18 protein-coding genes are annotated in these 23010 nt (G+C 49.0%); 3 read left to right on the top strand and 15 right to left on the bottom strand.

Annotation, left to right across the window (positions count from 1 at the left end):
- Positions 1-220: 220 nt before the first annotated feature.
- The 4 genes from nagB to K7G97_RS02705 all read right to left on the bottom strand — a co-directional run bounded on the left by nagB (position 221) and on the right by K7G97_RS02705 (position 6229).
- Entirely contained in the window at positions 221-982 is a 762-nt protein-coding gene (gene nagB, locus K7G97_RS02720) for a glucosamine-6-phosphate deaminase (RefSeq protein WP_223041320.1), read from the bottom strand.
- Entirely contained in the window at positions 979-2136 is a 1158-nt protein-coding gene (nagA, locus tag K7G97_RS02715) for an N-acetylglucosamine-6-phosphate deacetylase (protein WP_223041319.1), read from the bottom strand. Before nagA ends, nagB begins: the two co-directional genes overlap by 4 nt.
- A 182-nt stretch (positions 2137-2318) precedes the next feature.
- Positions 2319-4877, bottom strand: a complete 2559-nt coding sequence (gene mprF, locus K7G97_RS02710; protein WP_223041318.1) for a bifunctional lysylphosphatidylglycerol flippase/synthetase MprF — start codon at positions 4875-4877, stop codon at positions 2319-2321.
- Complete coding sequence (locus K7G97_RS02705) at positions 4874-6229, bottom strand: MATE family efflux transporter (RefSeq protein WP_223041317.1); 1356 nt, start codon at positions 6227-6229, stop codon at positions 4874-4876. Before K7G97_RS02705 ends, mprF begins: the two co-directional genes overlap by 4 nt.
- A gap of 92 nt (positions 6230-6321) precedes the next feature.
- On the opposite strand from K7G97_RS02705, the gene K7G97_RS02700 reads away from it, so the two are divergent.
- Positions 6322-7110 carry a CHAD domain-containing protein gene (locus K7G97_RS02700; protein WP_023467100.1) on the top strand — a complete coding sequence of 263 codons (789 nt, stop codon included), beginning with the start codon at positions 6322-6324 and terminating at the stop codon, positions 7108-7110.
- On the opposite strand, the gene glsA is transcribed toward K7G97_RS02700, so the two are convergent.
- The 3 genes from glsA to K7G97_RS02685 form a co-directional block, all read right to left on the bottom strand.
- The gene (glsA, locus tag K7G97_RS02695) at positions 7101-8033 is read right to left on the bottom strand and encodes a glutaminase A (protein ID WP_023467099.1); all 933 of its coding nucleotides are present in this window, start codon (positions 8031-8033) and stop codon (positions 7101-7103) included. The two genes, K7G97_RS02700 and glsA, sit on opposite strands and share 10 nt — an antisense overlap.
- 128 nt (positions 8034-8161) lie before the next feature.
- Positions 8162-10738 carry an ATP-dependent chaperone ClpB gene (clpB, locus tag K7G97_RS02690; protein ID WP_223041316.1) on the bottom strand — a complete coding sequence of 859 codons (2577 nt, stop codon included), beginning with the start codon at positions 10736-10738 and terminating at the stop codon, positions 8162-8164.
- A gap of 6 nt (positions 10739-10744) precedes the next feature.
- Positions 10745-11602, bottom strand: coding sequence for a DnaJ C-terminal domain-containing protein (locus K7G97_RS02685; RefSeq protein ID WP_223041315.1), 858 nt, complete (start codon positions 11600-11602; stop codon positions 10745-10747).
- Positions 11603-11797: 195 nt separating this feature from the next.
- Between K7G97_RS02685 and K7G97_RS02680 the strand changes: the two genes are divergently transcribed.
- Positions 11798-11992 (top strand): YwbE family protein, encoded by a 195-nt coding sequence (locus K7G97_RS02680; protein ID WP_023467094.1) that lies wholly within the window; start codon positions 11798-11800, stop codon positions 11990-11992.
- A 55-nt stretch (positions 11993-12047) separates the two neighbouring features.
- On the opposite strand, the gene K7G97_RS02675 is transcribed toward K7G97_RS02680, so the two are convergent.
- The 3 genes from K7G97_RS02675 to K7G97_RS02665 form a co-directional block, all read right to left on the bottom strand.
- Positions 12048-13223, bottom strand: a complete 1176-nt coding sequence (locus K7G97_RS02675; protein ID WP_223041314.1) for a M20 metallopeptidase family protein — start codon at positions 13221-13223, stop codon at positions 12048-12050.
- A gap of 13 nt (positions 13224-13236) precedes the next feature.
- On the bottom strand, positions 13237-14091 hold the full coding sequence (locus K7G97_RS02670; RefSeq protein ID WP_223041313.1) for a MurR/RpiR family transcriptional regulator: 855 nt from the start codon (positions 14089-14091) through the stop codon (positions 13237-13239).
- Between the two features lie 271 nt (positions 14092-14362).
- Positions 14363-15541: a CamS family sex pheromone protein gene (locus K7G97_RS02665; RefSeq protein ID WP_087682081.1), complete on the bottom strand. Its 1179-nt coding sequence runs from the start codon at positions 15539-15541 to the stop codon at positions 14363-14365.
- A 135-nt stretch (positions 15542-15676) separates the two neighbouring features.
- Here K7G97_RS02665 and K7G97_RS02660 point away from each other — a divergent pair, with 135 nt between their 5' ends.
- A complete protein-coding gene (locus tag K7G97_RS02660; RefSeq protein WP_223041312.1) occupies positions 15677-16258 on the top strand; it encodes a class D sortase in 582 nt (193 codons plus the stop codon).
- A gap of 72 nt (positions 16259-16330) precedes the next feature.
- On the opposite strand, the gene ligA is transcribed toward K7G97_RS02660, so the two are convergent.
- From ligA to K7G97_RS02635, 5 genes are all read right to left on the bottom strand, one after another.
- Entirely contained in the window at positions 16331-18325 is a 1995-nt protein-coding gene (gene ligA / locus K7G97_RS02655; protein ID WP_058704951.1) for an NAD-dependent DNA ligase LigA, read from the bottom strand.
- A gap of 14 nt (positions 18326-18339) precedes the next feature.
- A complete protein-coding gene (pcrA, locus tag K7G97_RS02650) occupies positions 18340-20565 on the bottom strand; it encodes a DNA helicase PcrA (protein WP_035412308.1) in 2226 nt (741 codons plus the stop codon).
- 45 nt (positions 20566-20610) lie between these two features.
- Positions 20611-21306 carry a heptaprenylglyceryl phosphate synthase gene (locus K7G97_RS02645; protein WP_023467081.1) on the bottom strand — a complete coding sequence of 232 codons (696 nt, stop codon included), beginning with the start codon at positions 21304-21306 and terminating at the stop codon, positions 20611-20613.
- Positions 21307-21368: 62 nt separating this feature from the next.
- Positions 21369-21593 (bottom strand): hypothetical protein, encoded by a 225-nt coding sequence (locus K7G97_RS02640; protein WP_035398958.1) that lies wholly within the window; start codon positions 21591-21593, stop codon positions 21369-21371.
- Positions 21594-21605: 12 nt separating this feature from the next.
- Positions 21606-22985: a TrkH family potassium uptake protein gene (locus K7G97_RS02635; protein ID WP_223041311.1), complete on the bottom strand. Its 1380-nt coding sequence runs from the start codon at positions 22983-22985 to the stop codon at positions 21606-21608.
- Between the last annotated feature and the right edge of the window lie 25 nt (positions 22986-23010).

The raw sequence follows: 23010 nt of genomic DNA, 5'->3' as shown, positions 1-23010 counted from the left end.
ACGTTTCGATTAAAGAAATCGTATGGAATCATTGCACTGAAAAAATCATGAATCCTTAGTACGCTGTGTCATGAGATTGAATGCTCTTGGTATATGTCCTGTTGCTGCCTTTCCATCTAAATAACAAATCGCTTGAGACTAGGCTCAACAGAATCAAAAAAAGGAATAGAGTCAATCCAATGATTGTCTCTATCCCTTTTGATTCATCGCTTTTTTATCGTCATACTTTCATGAAATTCAGATATGCTGCTCGTCCTGTACGTTTAGCGTCATCTGACAATAAAGATGCCGCTTCTTCGTCCAAGATCACCATGACATCAGCATGACGCTTGAGTACAGTTGCTGGACAATCCGTTGTTGCGACACCTTCCATCATGTCGCGAACCGCTTCTGCCTTTCGTTCACTAGAAGCAACGAGAAGGATTTTCTTTGCTTCCATGATCGTACCGATTCCCATCGTGATCGCCTTCGTCGGTACTTCTTCCAATCGATCAAAGAAACGTTGGTTCGCTTCTCGTGTCGACTCCGTCAATTCCGTTACGTGTGTCTTAGCGTCAAATGGTGTACCCGGTTCATTGAAGGCGATGTGTCCATTCGCTCCGATTCCAAGCAATTGAATGTCGATTCCTCGATTGCGGACGAGCGCTTCATATCGTTCACTTTCGCGCAAGGGATCTTCTGTGTCCCCGATTGGAACGAATGATTCCTTAAACGCGACATCTTTGAATAGATGCTCTTGCATGAACGTATGGTAACTTTGTGGATGCTCTGGACTGAGACCGACATATTCGTCCAGATTGACCGTCGTCACATGTCGACAATCGAGCGAATCCTTCCGCCATTCTTCATAGACGCCGACCGGTGAACTTCCCGTTGCCAGTCCTACCGTCAAACCTTCCGGGTGACGCTCAATTTCCTGTTTTAAAAATTGATAGGCCACCTGTGCTAATTCTTCTCCTTTTTCTACGATCATCCATTTCATGAGGTAGACTCCTTTCCGTTCGTGATCCGGTGTCGCGTACCACGATGAATCGTTTCTTGAATGTGAAGCGCTTCGTCGAGCAGGACGATGTCCGCATCCTTGCCGACCGAGAGGCTTCCTTTTTGAGTCAATTGAAGTTCTTTTGCCGCATTGACCGATGTCATGCGGACCGCTTCTTCGAGCGAACAGCCTGTATATGCGATGATATTTCGTAAGGCAGCGTCCATCGTCAGGACACTTCCAGCTAAGCTACCGTTTTCAAGACGTGCCGCACCGTCTCGAACGAATACAGCCTGACCACCTAACTCATATTCACCGTCTGCTAATCCTTTTGCACGCATCGCATCCGTAATGACGATCAGTCGATCTGCACCTTTCATTCGGTAGGCGAAGTCTACCATTTCTGGCGCACTGTGAATCCCATCCGGAATGATCTCCGCATAGACGTCTGGTGTCAGAAGGCAATATCCGACCGTTCCCGGCTCCCGGTGATGAAGTGCCCGCATTTGATTGTAGAGGTGGGTACCATGCGTGACGTGACCGGATTGGTTTTGGGCATACGTCGCGTCTGTATGTCCAGCTGACGGAATCGCACCCGTCAAGCGCACCGCCTCTTCGAACGCTCGTGCTCCCGGGCGTTCCGGAGCGTATGTGACGAGCTTAATCGTGTTCCCTGCTGCTTTTTGCCATTTCAAGAACTGCTCGACATCCGGTTCGACGATATGTTCGTGAGGCTGTGCTCCCGCATAATCCGGATTGATGAATGGTCCTTCAAGATGAACACCGACGATCGTCGTATCGTCTTGTGCTACGACTTCTCGAACCGTCTCAAGCGCGCGTGTGATATTTCCCCAGTCCTGAGTAATCGTCGTCGCTAAAAACGATGTCACACCCTCTTGTAACATCTGCTGGCTGAAATGACGCAACCTCTCGGCATCTCCATCCATGACATCGACATCATATCCCCCATGGATATGCACATCGATCATTCCTGGAATGAGTGATTGATGCTGCGCATCGATCGTCTCTTCTCCTGCGATTTCCTCGAATTCCGACATGGGTCCCATCGCCTCGATTATTCGGTCAAAACGAATGAAGCCGTCTTCAATCGTCTGCTCTCCCGTGTAAATCCGGGCATTGGTGATCACTGTCATCTGGCATCTTCCTTTCTCTATCCGTCCATGACTTGCTTCCGTATTTAGTATAACGCGATTAATTCTAGTTGTATAGACCTTTGTACATTTAAACGAAATTATAAAAGGACGATCCCGCATATCCGTAGATATAGGGTCGCCCTTTGTATACCCGTCGATTGCTGACTTCATGCGTCAGTCGATCATGGTAATAAAATCCGGTCTTTCTTTCGAGAAATAAGACGAGTTGCTTTTAAGATTGCCATCGGTAACGATTGACGCTTTCGGTAAGCCAGATATCGTCCTTCCCATTTTGGATCATACTTTTCTTTGTATCGTCGTAGACCGGTGAAACTATACATGTAGCGAATATTATTGAAGACATCCGCTGCCACACGTTCTTGCCAGAAGGACGTCTCGTCTTCTCCGACAGACGAAAGCGGAGCCATTCCCATGTTGAACGTGTGGTAGCCTTCATCTTTCGCATACTCGAATAGTCGGATGAACATCGCATCCATGATTCCATTCGGTCCATCTGGTCGAAAACGCATCAAGTCAATCGATAGGACCCCTTCTTGGTAAGCAGGCATGAATGTCATAAACCCGATCAATCGTCCTTCCGCTTCACGCATGATGCCGATCGGTGCCCGGTTTAAATAAGGTTCATGGAAGTAACCGAGCGAGAAACCTTTCTCGGACTTCCCTCCTAACCATTCGTCGGAGACCTCTTGTAGTTCTGCTAATAGTGTTCCTGAAATAGGTGGCTCGACTACTTCGAACGTCATGCCCTCTCGTTCAAAGCGATTTTTAATCGATCGAAGTCCAGCTCGTTTTTTCCCTGATACAGTGAAAGATGGGATATCAACGATCGCTTCTTCCCCGAGTTTGAAGAAGTTGAAGCCAAAATCATGATAGAGAGACATATTTTGCGCTTGAATTTGATAGATGTTCGGAATATATCCAAGATCTTCGACGCGACGTAAGAAAGACGCGATGACTTGTGAATGCTCCTTCGGATCTCCACTAGGGTCGCCAAGGACCATGATCCGATTACCGGTCTGACTGAACTGGATGAATGAACGTCCTGTTTCGGAGAAGAAGAAACGTTTATCACCTAGAAACGCGAGATGGCTCAAATAATTCCCACCCTGCTCACGCAATACCGATTCGATCTTTTCAGCATCGAATCGCTCACCGAGAACCGGTTGGTTGAATGTGTTGAATAAGCGGATGAAGACGAGAACATACACGAGCGCAAAGATAGAGGCACTCGCTGCAAACATGAAAATTTCATGTGCCGGATATACTTTTGTTCCGTCTGCTGATCCGAGTGTATAGAAGGCGTAGCCAAAAAAGACGAATCCTCCAATGTACAATAGACCAGCGAAGGCAACCCGGATGAAGCGTGTCGTCGTAATGAGTGTTCGTTCTCGGTGAAATGCTTTTCGCGACATCAGTAGCAAGACGAGAACGATGATGACGGCAAGGAAGGAAATCAAGTTAAAACCACGAAGTGCCATTCCAATCAATGCGAAAAAAGATGCCCCGTACATCATATATAACGACCGTTTTGTTCGACGATACAGTGCTGTCGATAAGAGGACGAACAATAAGCCGCCCATCAAGAAGAAACTATTCGCGAGTAACAGCGCTTCATGTGGTAATTTCGATTCCAAATATTCATACTGCGTCGAGACAGGTGGTAAAATCGCCAGTCCCCAGATCGTGATTCCGGCAACGAGTGTGATCAACGCGAGTGTGAAATGACGAATTTTACTGAGGAATCGCAGTTGTAAGCGCCAAATGACGCCCCCGACCTCCATCGATGGACCAACGATCGGTTTGTCTTCGATCATCTTGACGACCGGACCGCTGAACTCCCGAGCTGAGAAAATGACACCGATCAGGAACGGAATCAAGTAGTAGACAAGACGATAGATCAATAATCCGGTCAAGACGATGCCTTCCTCGACACCCGCGCGCTGCATGCCGATCAAAAACACTAAGTCAAACGAACCAAACCCACCCGGTACCATCGAGATCAAACCGGCTGTCGCAGCGATAATGAAAACACCGATGACTTTTGAGAAACTAACATCCGTTCCAAGCGCCGCGAGGATCAGATAGACGACAACGCCAGCACTGAACCATTCTGCGAGTGAGACGAGTGAATATAACGCAATCGATTTCGGATGGATGCTGCTATTGCCTCGTCGAAACGAGAACAGCAAATAAAGTGGAAAGAAGAAGGCGACACCAATGATGACGGGCCACAACCATTTTTTTAAGTCGAGCACTTCGAACGCTGGAAAAACGTGCAGAAGAGATAAGGCAGATAAGATGGACAATCCACTGATCAACGTCGGTGCCATCCAGCCGATCGCCTTCAACAAACGACCGCCTTCAACAAATGGTCGATAAAGAGCGGAGCGGATCGCCATCCCAGCGAGACCGCCGAATCCGATGATGCCGTTAAAGGAGTTCGCAATCCAGGATGCTCGGAAAATCAGTCCGATCGGTGCTTTCGCCTCCAATGAACGTAATAAGAAGAGGTCATAAAAGAACATCGTCGAGACCGCCGCAAGACCTGCGAGAATCAACAGGATGAATTGCCAAGATGGGACTTGACGAATCGCTTGAATCGACTCCTGTAGCGACAAACTCCGCAATTCGTTTTGTCCTTGATAAAAAATGAATCCAATCAAGACGATCGGCAAGATGATCTTCGCAATCGTCATGATACGTTGTTTTGAGAATTTCAAGCTGCCAGCCTCCTTGATTTACGGATTAAATGCATAAGACGAACAAGTAGTAGCGTTGCTCCGACCGCAAGACCGATGATCAATCCCCACCAGTAACCATCTGGTCCGAGCGTCGTATAGCGTTCGAGATAAAAACCTAATGGTAGTCCAATGACCCAGTAGGCAGCAATCGTCAACAAGAAGGTGACGTTAACATCCTTGAATCCACGTAATGCACCTTGCGTCGGTGCAGCAACGGCATCCGACAGTTGAAAGAAAATCGCTAAAATCATGAAGTGTGCGGCTGCTTCGATGACTTGAGGATCACGACTATACAAAGCGGCAAGTTCTTCATTCTTTAAGTACAATAAGATCCCAGAGAACAAGGAGACGGCAACACACATCGTCAATCCAATGACGACGTACTGGACAGCGTCCTTGATTCGTTTAGCACCGACCTCAAAACCGACTGTGATCGTTAAAGCGGAGGCAGCAGATAATGGGATCATATAGACGAACGAAGCGAAGTTGATGGCCGCTTGATAGGCGCCGATGATGACATCGCCGTACGCTCCGAGCAGCAACGTGACCGCTGAGAAAATACTGACTTCAGAAAAAATCGCTAGACCAATCGGAGCACCGAGTAGAATCAATTCCTTGATTCGCTTCATATCTGGACGGTAAAAGCGCCGCAGAATCCCAAGGCGTTGAAATAACTCTCCTTTAAAGACGACAGCGATAATCGCTAGACAAAGAATCCAGTACGTGATGGCAGTCGCAACTCCCGCGCCCACTCCACCAAGTTCCGGAAAACCGAAGTTTCCAAAGATGAATAGATAATTGAAAAGGACGTTAATGGGTAAAGAGATTAGTAGTAAGACCATCGTGATATTCGATTTCCCCAACGAATCGACAAGTGTTCGTAAGACAAAGAAAACGAACATCGGCACGATTCCTAGCGCTAGCATCACGAGATAATTCCGTGCGACTTCACGTGCTTCTGCCGATAACTCCATCCGTTCGAGAATCGGATTGACAGCAATAAGTCCGATGACGACAGTCAAACCAATGATCACGACAGCAACGTACAACGCCTGTATGACGATCCGTTTGACTTCCCGCTCGCGTTTCGCTCCCATCGCTTGGGAAACGAGCGGTGCGACGGCAAGTAGAATACCGGTCAGTCCTGTGTAGACGGGTGCCCAGAGACTTGCTCCGACCCCGACGCCTGCTAAATCAGCAGAACCATATCGACCGGCCATGACCGTATCGAAAAAACTAATTAAGTAAAACGCGACTTGCGTTACGAGGATGGGAAAGAAAATTTTCATGAATTGCTTCATCTTTCCTGAGAACGTAACTGTTTCTGACATGTTTCCACCACATTTCAGGAGGAGTCCTCCTTAATTTTAAAACCTAGCACTCTTGAACTCTTACGAAAATAATCCGAGGAGGGATTCATCTCATGAACCATCGAGATACTGAAAAGCTGACTTTTGAACTGCTTGAGACATGGTCGACCTTCAATCATTATGCCAAAGAGGCTCAAACGTTTGAGAATCCGGAAGATGTCCATCAAGCGCGGATTCGGTTACGGAAACTGATCACTTTCGCCCGATTGGTCGATTTGACGGAGGAACCCGTTTATTTGATTTGGAAGCGGCTGATGCATGCTTTCGGCGAGGTCCGTGACCTCGACGTACAACTCGAAGCAACCTCAAACAAAACAGAAATCGATCAGTTATTCGCGAACCATGTCGCTCTGCAACTTCAAGGGAAACGTTCGACTTTAATCGAGACGATGCATCTCTTGATCTCCAATGAACTGGATCGATCCGTTCGTCGCTTTTTAGCCGGTCCGATGACAAAGCGCCTCAAGCGGATGTCAGAAAAAGAGCTGATTCAGGCCGCCGAGAAACGCTATGAAAAAAAACGTGAACAATTTGAAAAAGTGCAACGAAAGGATGGAACGAAGCGTGTCGAACGGATGCATGAATTACGGCTTGCTACAAAAGCATACCGTTATACGGTCGAGTATCTTCGTCCCTACACGCATCAACCGAAGTCTGCTGTTGATCGCCTAAAGACAACCCAGACACGACTCGGACACATCAATGATACGTATCAGCGATTAGAAAGATGGCGCTCTTTCGAGGTTCCATCTGCTTATCAAGAAGAGCGTTTGCGTCAGATCAAGCGGTTAGAGGACGAGCTACGTTCTGCGCTTGATCAGATTGAAATCGCTCATGGATGACGTTGAACGAGTAATTCCAGCATCTTTGTTCCGGCAATCGAGTTTCCTTTTGCGTCAAGCGATGGTCCAAAGACACCGATTCCGAGATCAGCCATATCGAAATCACTTCGACCGCAAGCAACGACTGCACCGGAAACACCACTTTTTCCTGGAAGCCCGACTTGGACAGAAAATTCTCCAGATGCATCGTACATGCCACACGTCGTCATGATCGCTCGAATGATTCGTGCGTTCCGACGTGAAATGACTTGGCGTCCTGATGGTGTTTTTCCAGATGTACTCAAAATTTTCCCCATCATGGCAAGTCCTTTGCAGTTCGTCAAAATCGCACATTGTTTCGTATAGACGTCGATGATTTCTTCGACATTGCCTTCGATGACACCGTGATATCGCATGAAGTACAACAATGCGCGGTTTAAATCCGTCGTTTCGAATTCCGATTCAGCAACATCTGCGTCATATTTTACCATTTCTACTTCAATATCCAATAGCTTTGCGATGAATTGACGCAATTGAAGTAATTTATCGGCAGCATCCGTTCCCGGTAACATGCTCGTCACGGCTAGTGCTCCTGCATTGATCATTGGATTAAGCGGTTTTGTTGGAATCGTCTCTTCGAGTTTTGCGATCGAATTGAACGCATCGCCCGTCGGTTCCATCCCGACTTTTGAAAAGACATAATCTTCTCCGAATGTCTCGAGGACGAATGCGAGCGTGATGATCTTCGATACACTCTGTAGTGTAAACATCGTATCCGCATCACCTGCCGAAACGAACGTTCCGTCGGCATTACAGACGGCGATTCCGAGCTGTGTCGGATCAACCTTCGCAAGCTCTGGGATATAACTGGCGACTTGTCCAAGCACCGTATACGGACGGCATTCTTCAATCAACTCCTCGAGTTGAGCTTGTGTAACATTCATGGCGTTCCCTCTTTCTCTTTTTTTTCTAGCTTATCACGCATTTGACGGATACGGATATGGTTCTTCCGTAAACGCTAAAAGGAGTCGACTCGTTTCAGCCGAGTCGACTCCTTTTTCTAGCATCTGCTTCATCCGTGGACGATTAGTTCGCCGTCTTCTACGTCAATCGCAATCCGGGCACCATCTTGTATCGCCCCACTGATCAAGGCACGGGCAAGTTTCGTCTCAATCGTTCGTTGCATATAACGATTGATTGGACGTGCGCCGTATTGTGGTTCGAAGGCTTCTTCGAAAATCAACGTCTTCGCAGCATCCGTAACATCAATCGTAATGCCACGTCCAGATAAACGTGAACTCATTTTCTCGACCGCTTTGTCGATGATTCGTTCGATTTCCGTCCGGTGGAGTGGATGGAATAAAATCGTATCATCGATCCGGTTCAAGAACTCCGGTCGGAAGTGGCGCTTCAGTTCTTGGCGAACGGCTTCTTCTTCCGCTGCATCGATGACACCATCTTTTGCTGCTTCAAGCAGGATCGGCGCCCCGATGTTTGACGTCATGATGACGATCGTGTTCTTGAAGTCGACGACGCGTCCTTGCGCATCCGTCAATCGACCATCGTCGAGCAACTGAAGCAAGATATTGAAGACGTCCCCGTGCGCTTTTTCGATCTCATCGAACAACAGCACCGAATACGGGCTCCGTCGGACGGCTTCCGTCAATTGACCGCCTTCTTCATAACCAACGTATCCCGGAGGCGCACCGACGAGACGGGAGACATTGTGTTTTTCCATATACTCCGACATATCGATGCGGACGATGTGATCTTCACTATCGAACATCGCCGCCGCCAAGGCTTTGGCGAGTTCTGTCTTCCCGACCCCTGTCGGACCGAGGAACAAGAACGAGCCAATCGGGCGGTTCGGATCCTTGATGCCCGCGCGCGCTCGAATGACAGCGTCCGCGACGAGACGAACCGCTTCGTCTTGACCGAAGACGCGCTCATGAAGCGTATCTTCAAGATAAAGTAATTTTTCGCGTTCGCCCTGCGCAAGCCGCGTCACCGGAATGCCAGTCCATTTCGAAACGATGTCGGATATCTCTTCTTCCGTCACCGCTTCTCGAACGAGTTCGTGTGAGACGTGTTCAGATGACTCTTCCGCGACTTTCAGACGTGCCTCAAGATCCGGAATTTGACCGTACTTGATTTCCGATGCTCGGTTCAAATCATAGCGTCCTTCCGCTTCTTGTAACGCCAGTTTCGCCTTCTCAAGATCCGCACGTAACTGCTGGACACTTTGCGAACTCTCTTTTTCCCGTTCCCATCGCGTCCGCAGCGCACTCTCGTCTTCCCGGACAGAGCTGAGCTCTTGCTGTAAGACGGCAAGTCGTTTTCGAGATGCTTCATCCGTCTCTTTCTTTAATGCCGCTTCCTCGATTTCGAGCTGCATGACCCGACGAACGAGTGAATCGAGTTCAGCTGGCATCGACTCCATATCGGTCCGAATCATCGCACATGCTTCATCAACGAGATCGATCGCCTTATCCGGCATAAATCGATCCGTGATATATCGATCGGATAACATCGCCGCCGCGACGAGCGCATTATCATGAATCCGCACACCGTGGTGAATCTCGAACCGTTCTTTTAATCCACGCAGAATGGAAATCGTATCCTCGACATCCGGTTCCGCGACGAGGACTTGTTGGAAGCGACGTTCGAGCGCCGGGTCCTTTTCGATATACTTCCGGTACTCATCCAGCGTCGTCGCACCGATACAGTGCAATTCTCCTCGTGCAAGCATCGGCTTGAGCATGTTTCCGGCATCCATTGCGCCGTCCGTCTTCCCGGCACCAACGATCGTATGCAGCTCATCGATGAATAAGAGAATCTGTCCTTCGGCTTCCTTGACTTCATTCAAGACTGCCTGCAGGCGTTCTTCGAACTCACCCCGGTACTTCGCACCAGCGACGAGCGCACTCATGTCTAAACTGAACAACTGCTTGTTTTTCAGACTCTCCGGTACATCCCCTCGGACGATCCGTTGCGCGAGTCCTTCAACGATTGCCGTTTTCCCGACACCGGGTTCTCCAATCAAGACGGGATTGTTTTTTGTCTTCCGACTCAAAATCCGGATGACACGTCGAATCTCATCATCACGGCCGATGACCGGATCTGTTTTCCCGGACCGGAAATCCGCTACGAGATCACGTCCATATTTTTTCAGCACATCAAACGTCTCTTCAGGATTTTTCGTCGTCACCTTCCGATTGCCTCGCATACTGACGATCGCTTCCCGAAGTGTCTCTTCCGTGATGCCTTGACGACGTAGGTACTGTGCTGCTGGACTTGATTGTTTGATCAATGCTAACAATAAGTGTTCGACGGAGACATAGTCATCCTGCATGAGACGCGCTTCCGTCTCTGCTTCCGTCAACACGTTCAGCAACGAGCCCCCGATCCGAGGCGTCGTCGCCTGGGACAAGGCAGGAAGTTTACCAATCGCCTCGTCAATCGCTCCATTCAATGTCTCAATCCGTTGATTCAACTTTTCAAAGACGACTCGTGCAATCCCTTCTTCTTGAGCAAGTAAGGCAAGTAACAAATGCCATTCTGTGATTTCACTATGACGACGTTGTTTCGCGATCGCTTGGGCAGAGACGATTCCCTCGTGTGCCCGATCCGTTAAACGTTCAAAATCCATCCTTGATCACTCCTTCACTGCAAGTTGACGTTCCCACTCTTCATAAAAGGCACGGTCCATCTCAGGTAACTTGACTTCGAGTTGGACAAGTAACGCCCCACGATGACCATTCGCTTGACTCAGACCACGATTTGGAATCCGGAGTCGCGCTCCTGGTTTCGTGCCCGGTTTGACTTTCAGTTTGATTCGTTTCCCTTCAAGCGTATCCGCAACGACTTCGCCTCCGAGCACAAGCGTCGTCGGATGAACACGGACGGTTGAGATGACGTCTTGGTCGACCCGTCGGAACTGATCGTCATCCTTCAAGTGAATCGTCACGTAAACATCTCCCGCGACACCTTGTCGGTTTCGCATCGAACTTTTTCCACGTAAGCGGACTTTTTTACCATCATAGACGTCTTTCGGAAGCGTCAGCTGGATCGATCCCGTCGCAAGACGCACCGTGACTTTTTCGTTCGTACTAAGATGACTCAGTGGTACCGTCAATTCAAGCTCTTCATCGGTCGACACTTCTTCCTGACTAAAGAACGAACCGAACATGTCTTCAAATCCGAACGATTGTCCAGGTCGTGTCCGTCCACCACCTCCGAACTGTCGGAACAGATCTTCGTAATCTCCAGCGCCACCAGCTCCAGCGCCTGCCATCTGGTCGAAGTTACTGCCGTATCGATCATATTGCGCTCGTTTTTCCTCATCTCCAAGCACATCGAAGGCTTCTTGGATATCCTTGAAACGCTGGTCCGCACTCGCCTCTTTATTGACGTCTGGGTGATACTGCTTCGCCAATTTGCGGTACGCGCGCTTAATATCTTGATTCGATGCATCCTTTGTGACACCGAGTGTTTGGTAGTAGTCTTTTGCCATTCGAATTCACTTCCTTTTCCTATACTTCATTACCTTAATTATAAAAGTCGTCTTCTAATTGGTCAAATATAGTCAAACTTTTTTCTGACATTCTGTTCTCTTTTCACTTTACGTCCTTGCGACAAACAAGTTTCACCGACTGAACCATGTTATACTGATAGCCAAACCGGAAATGAACGATGGGAGGATCTACAGATGGATGGTAAAACACGTAAAAATATTACGCCTGGTCTTAAAGTCAGCATCGTGCTGAAGCAAGATCAACGAACAGGTAAACGAACAGAAGGAATCGTTAAAGACCTTCTCACGAAATCACCGCAACATCCGCACGGGATCAAAGTGCGTTTAGAAGACGGACAAGTCGGTCGTGTTCAAGAAATTTTAGGTTAAGAAGACAACAATCGCTCGCCCTGATTCCTTTTCGGAGTCAAGACGAGCGTTTTTTTCATGCTTCAGTCGCTTGTTCTAAATACCGCCACGTCGCTTCGACTAGAATACGCGCTGCATCGAGCATCGCCGGCTCCTTAAAATCAAACTGCGGATGATGATGCGGTGGATACGAAGCATCTCCCGCTCCTGTAAAGAAGAACGCGCCAGGTACGTGTTGCAGATAATAAGCAAAGTCCTCGCCACCCATCGTCGGTTCGATCTCAAATACACGCGCGTCTCCTAGAACTTCTCGTGCGACAGATTCAATCAATGCGGTGGGTGCAGCATGGTTGATGACAGCCGGATAGCCTTTTTCGTATGTAAAGTGATACGTTGCTCCGACCGCCTCACAGATTCCTTTGATCGTTCGCTCCATCCGCTCGATGATATCGTCCGCTGTCGCTTCATCAAACGTCCGGACCGTTCCTGTCAACGTCGCTTGATCCGCGATGACATTAAACGTATTCCCCGCATGTAATGTTCCGACGGTCACGACTGCCGGCTCCAGTGGATTGAGTTGACGACTGACGATTGATTGTAATTCCTTAACGATCGTTGCCCCGAGTAAGACAGCATCAATCGTCTCATGTGGTTTCGCACCGTGTCCGCCTTTTCCATATAAGATCAGCTCGAACTTATCAGCCGCTGCCATGATCGGACCGGTCCGAACACCGACATGTCCTAAATCGATCGTTGACCAAAGATGCGTTCCGAAGATGACATCGACCCCTTCGAGACAACCGTCCGCAATCATATCGCGTGCACCGCCCGGAACGACTTCTTCCGCATGTTGATGAATCAAGACGACGTTCCCCGGTAACGATTCCCGTTGCTGCATGAGCGTTTCTGCGACGGCCAGCAACGTCGCCGTATGACCATCGTGACCGCATGCATGCATCACACCTGGAACCGTCGACCGATACGCGACCTCTTTAGCGTCAGCAATCGGTAAGGCATCGAAGTCGGCACGCAACGCGACGGTCTTCCCCGGCTTTCCTCCACGAATATACCCGACGACACCACGTCCACCGACCTCCGTCTTGACTTCGATTCCGAGCGTTTTTAACTGTTGCGCGATATAACGCGGGGTCTCGACTTCGTGAAACGACAACTCTGGGTGCTGATGTAAATAGCGACGGCGCTCGACCATTTCTGGATACAACGCATCTAGTCCGGCAGTTCGTTCTGGCATATATGTATCCCCCTTATTTCTTTTGATGCAGTGTCTTAACGCTTTCTCGCGTGTATTGGAGACGTTCGAGTGTGTCTTCATAATGTCCCGCAGCATACGATAAGAACAAGACATCGATCGCAAATAGTTGGGCGAGACGCGAACTGAGCGCTGCACTACGAAGCGGCGCTTCTGGTGCGCGTGATGTCCAAAGCGCGATATCCGCGAGTTGACTGATTCGATTGTCCCCGAAACGTGTCAGACTGATGACCTTTAGTCCTTGGATTTTCGCCAAACGGATCAACTCGAGGACCTCTTCCGTTTCTCCGCTGTAGGAAATCGCAAAGAAGACATCTTCTTTACGTGCATTTGCTAAGATCGTCGCAAGTAGATGCTGATCCGTTTCTTGAATCGCTAGTTTCCCAACACGCGTCCATTTTTGAGCAGCGTCTTCAGCTACGACATGCGATGCTCCAATCCCGTAAAAATAAATCGCGCGTGCCTGATCAATCACATCAATCGCATCCGCAATCCGTTCATCATTCAACTGCTTCGCAGTATCCTGTAACGCTTGAATGCTGTTACTAAGCGTTTTTTCAATCAAGTCGACAGGACGTTCATCCTTTTCGATATCGTGATACCCTTTTAAATCCGTCCGTGCTGTATCGGCAGAGATACGCATCCGCAACTCCGGGTACCCCTTTAATCCAAGCGCACGGCAAAAGCGGACGACTGCAGCGGCACTTGTATCTGATTCCTCTGCAAGTTGGTGGATCGTCATGCGCGCAATTTGGTTCATATGCGTCAAGACATAGTCTGCGACTTTTCGTGAGGACGATGGTAGTTCCTCTCGAACTGCACCGATTTGTGAATAGATACCGCCTTTCATCTAAATCTCCCCTTTATCCTCTTCTTTTTAAAAGAACTAACGATTCATCACTTACCGCGTCGTTCCTGTGTGTAGAACTGTTCTTCTTTCATTATGCTCTCTCCTACTGGCTTTCGTAAATCTAAAAAATGGGAAAGTGAAACAAAATACCATTCTTCTTCCATACCCTTCCTTTCTGATTCATATGCTTCTCTCTTCCAGCGTCCGTTCTACAAAAAAAGCGACATTCCGTCCATTGGAGGAATGTCACTTCATAAAGTGAATCGAGAAATCAGCGAATCTTGACGATCGGTTTCTTTGTATCCGGATCGAGGAACAGCATCGCTTCCGTATCCCCGTTCAAGTTCGTCACAGTGATCGTCGTTGGAATGTTTCGATTATACTCCCAACGATTCTCAAGCAGATACGTCACGTACTGAACGAATGCGACGAGTTCTGCTTTTCCGTAAAATTGAACGGGAATCTTCATCTCGAGCTTTTTCAGTTCGTCTTCTTGATAGAAGCCTTCCCCTATCATACCGGTGTAGTTCGGGAAGTAGTCTTCTAGACGGTCTTTAAATAAATCGAACTTCGCCGCATCATCCCGCACATCATTCGTCGCGCGTGCTGACGGGTAGTAGTAATAGCGCTCATTGTAGTTTTTCCAGTCGTTCGCACTGATTTGATTCCCGCGACCGATGAAGGCAGACGAGAGATAGTGACCGGAAACCGGTGATCCTTCTTTTTCCTGGAGGTAGAGAGCGACGTGAATCGGTGTCGTCTTCATCCCTTGTGTCTTACGCATCTTCTTGACTAACTCGTTTGCCATCCGCTTTCCTTCAGCAACGACTTTTTTTTCATCAAGTTTAACGGTATAGGTCGGTCCATAGTTTTCATCTTGGAACACATACTCACTATTTAAGACAAGCGCAATCGACGTCCCACCGAGTTCGAGTTTCTTATCTTCTTCAAGCATGTAGTCTTGCTCTAAGATATGCGATAGAATCATAGGTGACTTTTGGTTTTTTTCTTTATACGACTTACCAGACGTATAGGCTGGGTTCAGACCTTCAGGATCGCTGACGCCATCGCCTGCTTTTCCTTTTCGCAACAACCATTTCGCGATTTGGTCGGCTTCGAGTAACTGACCTTCTTGGTAATAGTATTTTTCCGGATCAAAAAACTGTGTCGAATGACGCATTAAACCCGTTTCGATTTCATCAAGCTCAAGACGTGAACTGACACGTTTTTGTGTCATTCCACGTGCGACGCTTGGACGAAACGGTAAGACCGTCCGGTAGTACGAATCCGTCGTATCAATGGCTGGACTGACGACGGCTTGGACTTCCTTACCTTGTTCACTTTCAGTAATGACTTCTTTTGTATCGCTACTTGGCGAAAGGTCGAACGAACAAGCACCTAAAAATAACGTGCTCGATAACGTCAACGCTACTGCTGTTTTATAGTTCATCTCTATTTGCACCCCATGTTTTTTAAATCGTTCTCTTTATCATAACAGAATCGTTTTCCATCGGGGAAGGACAAGTTTTTCCCTGATTTTCAAAAAAGATGATGCGCCTTAGCGTATCCGAAAGGACTTTTTCTCATGACACGTCGTAAATTCATCGGTCTGCTTTTTTTATTGGCAGGCATCGCCCTTATTGCTTGGCCCTTCATCAGTGACTATCAGCGTGAACAAGAGGCAGCCAATTTAAAAGAACAATGGACAAAAAGTCTAAAGACCGTCGATGCAAAAGAGACGCAACAACCGCTCGCAAAATCAGGTGTTGGACTACTCTCGATTCCAAGCATAGATTTCGAGCAAGTCATCTTAGAAGGCTCGACGACAGCGGTCTTAGACCGTAGTATCGGTCATATTCCAGAAACCGGATCACCCGGAAAAGGCAATTATGCGCTCGCCGGACACCGAAGTTTCACGGAAGGGCTTCATTTCAATCGTCTGCCTGACGTCAAAAAAGGCGATACCGTCGTCGTCACGACAAAAACACATCGGTATACGTACCGCATCACATCCAGTCGTCTTGTCACACCGACGACATTGTCCGTCCTCGATCAATCCGTCGCTTCCCCAACCATCACATTAATCACCTGTGATCCACCAGAAACGGCAACGAATCGTCTCATCAAACAAGGTACTTTGATTCGGAGCGAAACGATTGCTTCGTGACAAGGATGAACACGAAAAAAGGAAGGCGGAATTCCGCCTTCCTTTTTATTTGATCGTTCTCATTCATTCTGCTCACGCTTCGTGTTTAGCAAGTTCTTCTAACAGACGCGCTTCATCCCAAATTTCGATACCAAGCGATTCTGCCTTCGTCAGCTTAGAGCCTGCCTTTTCCCCTGCGACGAGTACGTCCGTCTTTTTACTGACGCTTCCTGTCACATCGGCCCCGAGTGCTTCGAGTCGTTTACCAGCCTCTGACCGTTTTAAGCTCTCGAGCGTTCCCGTCAAGACAATCGTTTTGCCACCGAGTGGTGCATTCGTCTGATCAACCCGTTCCCCAAGGAAACGTTGATTGACGCCCAGTTGTTCCAAATCACGAATCAATGCCTGTGCTTCCGGATGTTCGAAGTACTTCACGATCGAATCCGCGATTTTTCCACCGATGCCATCGATTGCGACAATCTCCTCGTAGCTTGCTGCTGCTATCCCTGCTAACGAATCAAAACGTTCCGCTAGAAGATACGCCGCTTTTTGACCGACGAGTCGGATTCCGAGACCAAACAAGAGACGCTCAACCGAGTTCTGTTTCGAAGCTTCGATTGCCGCAAGTAATTTATCGACGGACGTCTCACCCATTCGATCAAACGTCAATAATTCCTCACGATCGAGTCGATATAAATCGGCAATCGTCCGGATTGCTTCATGATCATACAATTGACGGACGACTTTTTCACCGAGACCATCGATGTTCATCGCCTGACGCGAAACGAAGTGAATGATACCTTCCATCAATTGCGCTGGACATTCCGGACTGACACAGCGGATGTCGACTTCACCTTCGAGACGGACAAGTTCCGATTGACAGGCCGGACAATGCGTTGGGAAGACGATCGGTGTCTCTTCCCCTGTCCGTTCTGCTGTAACGACTTGTACGACTGCCGGGATGACATCGCCCGCTTTTTTAATGATGACCGAGTCCTGAAGGCGGATATCTTTTTCAGCGATGAAGTCAGCGTTGTGCAGTGTCGCATACGTCACCGTCGATCCTGCGACGACGACCGGTGCAAAACGGGCGCGAGGTGTGACTTTCCCGGTCCGACCGACACTGAAATCAACGTCTTCAACCGTCGTCATGACTTCTTCCGCCGCAAACTTATAGGCTGTCGCGAAGCGGGGACTTTTTGCTGTGAAGCCGAGCTCTTCCTGATCATCGTATCGATCGACTTTCAAGACGATTCCGTCAATCTCATATGGCAGGCTCGCGCGTGCTTCTGTCCAGTGCGCGATGTAGGCAAGAATCTCTTCCACCGTCTCACACGTCTGCATATGTTGATTGGTCGGTAACCCGAGTGAAGCGAGTTGTGCCATCGCTTCGCTATGTGAACGAGCCGTCAACGTATTGACGCCAACACCATACACGAATAACGACAGATTGCGCGACGCTGTAATCGACGAATCCAGCTGACGCAGACTACCTGCGGCCGCATTACGCGGATTCGCGAACAATGTCTCTTCCCGACTTGCCCGGTCTTCATTCAAGCGTTCGAACGATTGCTTCGGCATGTAAGCCTCACCACGGACTTCGACCGTCTCTTCTGCCTGCAAACGAAGCGGTAACGCTTTGATTGTCCGTAGGTTCTGCGTGATGTTTTCGCCGACGGTTCCATCGCCACGCGTTGCCCCACGAACGAATCGGCCGTCTTCGTATTTCAGCGAAATCGCAAGTCCATCGAATTTCAGTTCGGCGACATACGTCGTCGAACGTCCGAGCGACCGCTCAATCCGAGCGACCCATTCGCGAATTTCTGTCTCATCAAAGACGTTTCCGAGCGACAGCATCGGTAGATCATGCGTCACCTTCTCGAACGCTTCGAGCGGTGCCGCGCCGACGCGTTGCGTCGGCGAATCCGGTGTGATCAGTTCTGGATGCTCTGTTTCTAACTCCGTCAGTTCACGAAGCAATTGATCGTACGTCGCATCCGGTACCGTTGGTTGATCCAGTACGTAGTATTCGTAGCTGTATCGGTTCAATGTTTGACGAATCTCATCTATACGCTGGCTTGCGTCCATCTGTGGACCTCCCGTCATACCTTTTTAATCGGTGCGAATTTCGCGAGTAATCGTTTGATTCCGACTGCTGGGAATGCGATATCAATTTCAAGATTATCCCCTTCACCACGAGTCTGGACGACTGTACCGAGTCCCCATTTCCCGTGCTCTGCCTTATCTCCGACCGACCAACCGAGCGTTTCCGCACCTGACGTCTTCATTGCTGTCGGTTTGCTGATCGAGCGACCGATGACGGCTTTGCCTTGCGGAACAGGGCGGTCTTCCCATGGAAGTGGCTTCGCTTTTTTACCTGTCCGCTCGATGACGACTTCCGGCAGCTCCGCTAGGAACCGTGATTCTTGGTTCGCATTTGTCCGTCCGTACAGAGAACGCATCCGCGCATGTGACAAGTAAAGGCGTTTCTCAGCACGTGTGATCCCGACATACGCGAGGCGACGTTCTTCCTCCATCTCGTCTTCATCCTGAAGCGAGCGGCTATGTGGGAACAATCCTTCCTCCATCCCAATCAAGAAGACGACAGGGAACTCGAGTCCTTTTGCCGAGTGGAGCGTCATCAATGTAACTTGTTCTTCCGGATCCGTCTCGTCGAGTGAATCGACATCGGCGACGAGTGTCAAATCAGTCAAGAAGGCGATGATCGTCCGATCTTCTGGATCGGCTTTCGCCGTTTCCTTCTCAAAGTTTTGCGCAACGGTGATGAACTCGTTAATGTTCTCGAGACGACTTTGTGCTTCTAGCGTCTTATCTTCCTTCAGTACTTGGCGGTAGCCTGATTTCTCGAGTACTTCTTCGACCAGTTCCGACAGGCTGATGAATTCTTGCATTTGACTGAGTCCAAGAATCATCGTCCGGAAATCCGTCAGCTTCGCTGCCGTCTTCGGTGCGATACTCGACAATTCGATATCGCGAATCGCTTCCATCAATGACACACCCTGTAAGTCGGCGAAATCACGCAGCTTATCAATCGTCGTTGCGCCGATGCCACGTTTTGGTTCGTTGACGATCCGCGCGAAGGACAGGTCTTCATCCGGATTCGAAATCAAACGGAGATAAGCGAGAACGTCCTTGATCTCTTTACGATCGTAGAACTTCGTGCCGCCAATCATTTTGTACGGAACGTTCGATTTCAGAAGTGTTTCCTCGATCGCACGCGATTGTGCATTCGTCCGGTACAGAATCGCGATATCACTCAGTTTCATCCCGTAACGAAGCGAGTTCCGAATCTCTTGGACGATATAAAAGGCTTCTTCCCGTTCATTCTCTGCCGTATGGACGATCAGCTTCTCGCCTTCATCATTATCCGTCCAAAGTTTCTTGTCTTTGCGTGTCGAGTTATTTTGGATGACATGGTTAGCCGCCTCCAAGATTCGTTTCGAAGAACGGTAGTTTTGCTCGAGTAAGATGACAGCTGCATTCGGATAGTCCTCTTCGAACGAGAGGATGTTCGCGATGTCGGCACCACGCCAGCGATAGATCGACTGATCCGAGTCCCCGACGACACAGAGATTCTGATGTCCCGATGCTAACAGGTTGACGAGATCATACTGGGCTTTGTTCGTATCTTGATACTCATCGACATGGATGTAACGGAATTTCTTCTGATAGTAAGCAAGAACATCCGGACTCTTCTTGAACAATTCCGTCGTTTTTCCGATCAAATCATCAAAGTCGAGCGCGTTGTTCCGGCGTAAGACCGCTTCATATCCTTTATAGATTTCAGCAACGGTCTTCTCATACGGACTCGTCACGATCGAGGCGTAAAATTCAGCACTGCGTAATTCATTTTTCTGCGACGAGATGATCGTCAGCATCGAACGTGGATCCCATTTTTTCGGGTCCAAGTTTTGTTCCTTTAAGACGAGCTTAATCGCTGATTGCTGATCACTTGAATCAAGAATCGTGAAGTTGCGATCGTATCCAAGCTGATCGATGTCGCGACGTAACATCCGGACGCACATCGAGTGGAAGGTCGAAACCCAAATATCGTTCGCGACACCACCGACCAAACGACCGATCCGGTCTCGCATTTCCCGCGCCGCCTTGTTCGTGAACGTAATCGCAAGGATGTTCCACGGTGCGACTTGTTTAGCCGCCATCAAATAAGCGACCCGATGTGTCAGGACGCGTGTCTTCCCGGAACCGGCTCCTGCCATGATCAGCAGTGGACCTTCCGTATGCTTGACTGCTCTTGCTTGCTCAGGGTTTAGTCCACTGACGAGCTGTTCACTCAAATTAAACATATCAATAGCCTCATTTCTTATATTCCGAACTTTTGTTCCTATATTTTATCGTGTCGCTGCGACAGTCGCAAGCGCTGCTTTTAAATCCTCATAAATGACGTTCCCGACGACGATCGTATCCGCATACTGCAACATCTCACGCGCTCGCTCTTCGGAGTCGATTCCTCCACCGTAAAACAGGCGTGCCTGTTTCAAGACATCGCGAACGGCTGCGACTCGTTCCGGTTCTCCGTAAACGCCGCTGTATTCGAGATATACGACCGGTAGACGGAAGACGCTATCCGCTAACTGCGCATAAGCGACGGTCTCATCCAATGTTAGCGGTTTTGCTTGTGTCACACGCGCGACCTTCGCATCAGGATTCAGGACGATATACCCTTCCCCGACAAGATCAGCGTGCGCCAGCATATGACCGACTTGTTCTAACGCCTCGACTTGTTTTTCGACGACGTACTCTAATGTACCCGCATTCAGGACCGTCGGTGTCAAATACGTATCAAATCCCATCGTTGCGGCTTCGAGTTCAGAAATCTCGAGTGCCACTGCGACTGGATACCGGCGCAAACGCATCAAGAGATCAAGCGTCGCATCGAGTGTGATGTCATCCGTTCCACCGACAAGAATCGCATCCGTTCCGGACGTCGCAATCGCCTGCAGGCTAGCATCATCGATTGGTTTTGCTGGATCTAGTTTAAAGACATGTCGCCATTCATTAAAAGGTAATAACACGGTTCGTCCCATCCTCTCTTTCTCATTCCACATTCAGTATAAAACAAAAAACCATCTCGCGCAGGGCGAGATGGTTAGACGTGTGTCCGTCGTTTCGTCAAGAGTGACGCCAGTAACAACGCAAAGACCGCATATACCGGCACGAACGCCCACGGTTCTGCCAAAAAGAAGCCGAGTACCGGAACGTCCAGTAACGGTGAATCCGGTGAACAGAGTGCTCGCCCATTGACGAGCGCCAAAAACGGTAAGACAGGAACAGCAAAGATATAGGCGAAGTTGATCCAAAAGGCACGTTTCATAAAAGAGCCTCCTTATCCGATGATGACGGATTCCTTCGGATAGTTGTAGTTACGTTTCGGTTGGTTCGCTTTCAGGAGAAGAACGAATGAGATGACACCGATTCGACCGATGAACATCAGCACAGACAACGTCCATTTTCCGATATCCGATAATTGATCCGTGATGCCGAGCGATAGACCGGTCGTTCCGAACGCTGAACAGGCTTCAAAAAACAGCACGAGGAACGGGGCATCTTCGACAAGCAATAAGACAATTAATCCGACCATCGTCACACCAGTCGAGACGACGATGACGACGAAGGCTTTCCAGATGTCTGACTGACCAATCTCACGACCGAAGATTTTGATGCCGTATTCACCTCGGATGAAGGCGATGACACTCAAGACAGCGACGGCGAACGTCGTCGTTCGAATCCCCCCACCAACGGAAGACGGTGACGCTCCGATGAACATCAAGAGCGACAAGACGAAAATCGATGCCTGCGAGAAGGACGTGATGTCGACCGTCGTCAATCCCCCGTTTCGGGTCGTGACGGATTGGAACAAGGCGTCGACGAGCTTCTCATCGATCGGTAAACCTTTAAAAGACTCATTCCATTCAAATAGCAGCAATGCTACCGTTCCGAATAGGACGAGAATGAAGAACGTTGACGCCGTCAATTTCGTAAAGAGTGAAAAATGGTACGGTTGACGTGTCGCTTGGCGTGTCGCCCGGTACGAGATGTAGCGCCGGACTTCAACGAGTACCGGAAACCCGATTGCGCCAAGCGTCAGCAACAAAATTTGCATGAACACGACGAATAAATCACCCCGAAATGGTAGTAACGATTCACCCGTGATATCAAAACCGGCATTCGTCGTCGCACTGACCGATCCGAACAGTCCTTGAAGCATCGCTTCTCCGAGTGTCGGAAAATACTTCGTATAGTACAGCCCGAGAATCAATGCCCCGATCAATTCAATCGAAACGATGATCAAGATGACTTCGCGAATGTATTTGACGACCCCTTGCATCGTCGTCTGGTTCTGATCTCGGACGACAAGTTGACGTTCCCGAAAGCCGATTCGTTTTCCGAGAATGACCCACATCGCGATATGAAGCGACATCAAACCAATTCCGCTGACTTGCACTAAAATCATGATCATGAAGTAGCCGAACGTCGTGAACGTTTCCGAGACTGAGACCGTCGTCAAACCCGTGACACTGACACAACTAACCGCCATGAAGACGAGGTCCGTGAAGTCCCAGTCGTAATTTCCTTTCGTCGACCACGGTAGACCGAGCAGAATGATCCCGATGATGACTGCAACGAAGTAGATGATGACGAGCGACTGGATGGGCGTCAGCTTTCGAATAAAATGTTGAATTCTTTGTTGTAACGCAAAATCCAATGTGACACGCCCCCCTTCATAGAAG

It is taken from the genome of Exiguobacterium acetylicum, assembly GCF_019890935.1.
Lineage (GTDB): Bacteria > Bacillota > Bacilli > Exiguobacteriales > Exiguobacteriaceae > Exiguobacterium_A > Exiguobacterium_A abrahamii.
The sequence above is the reverse complement of the archived record's forward strand: the minus strand, read 5'-3'. Positions and strand labels throughout refer to the sequence as shown.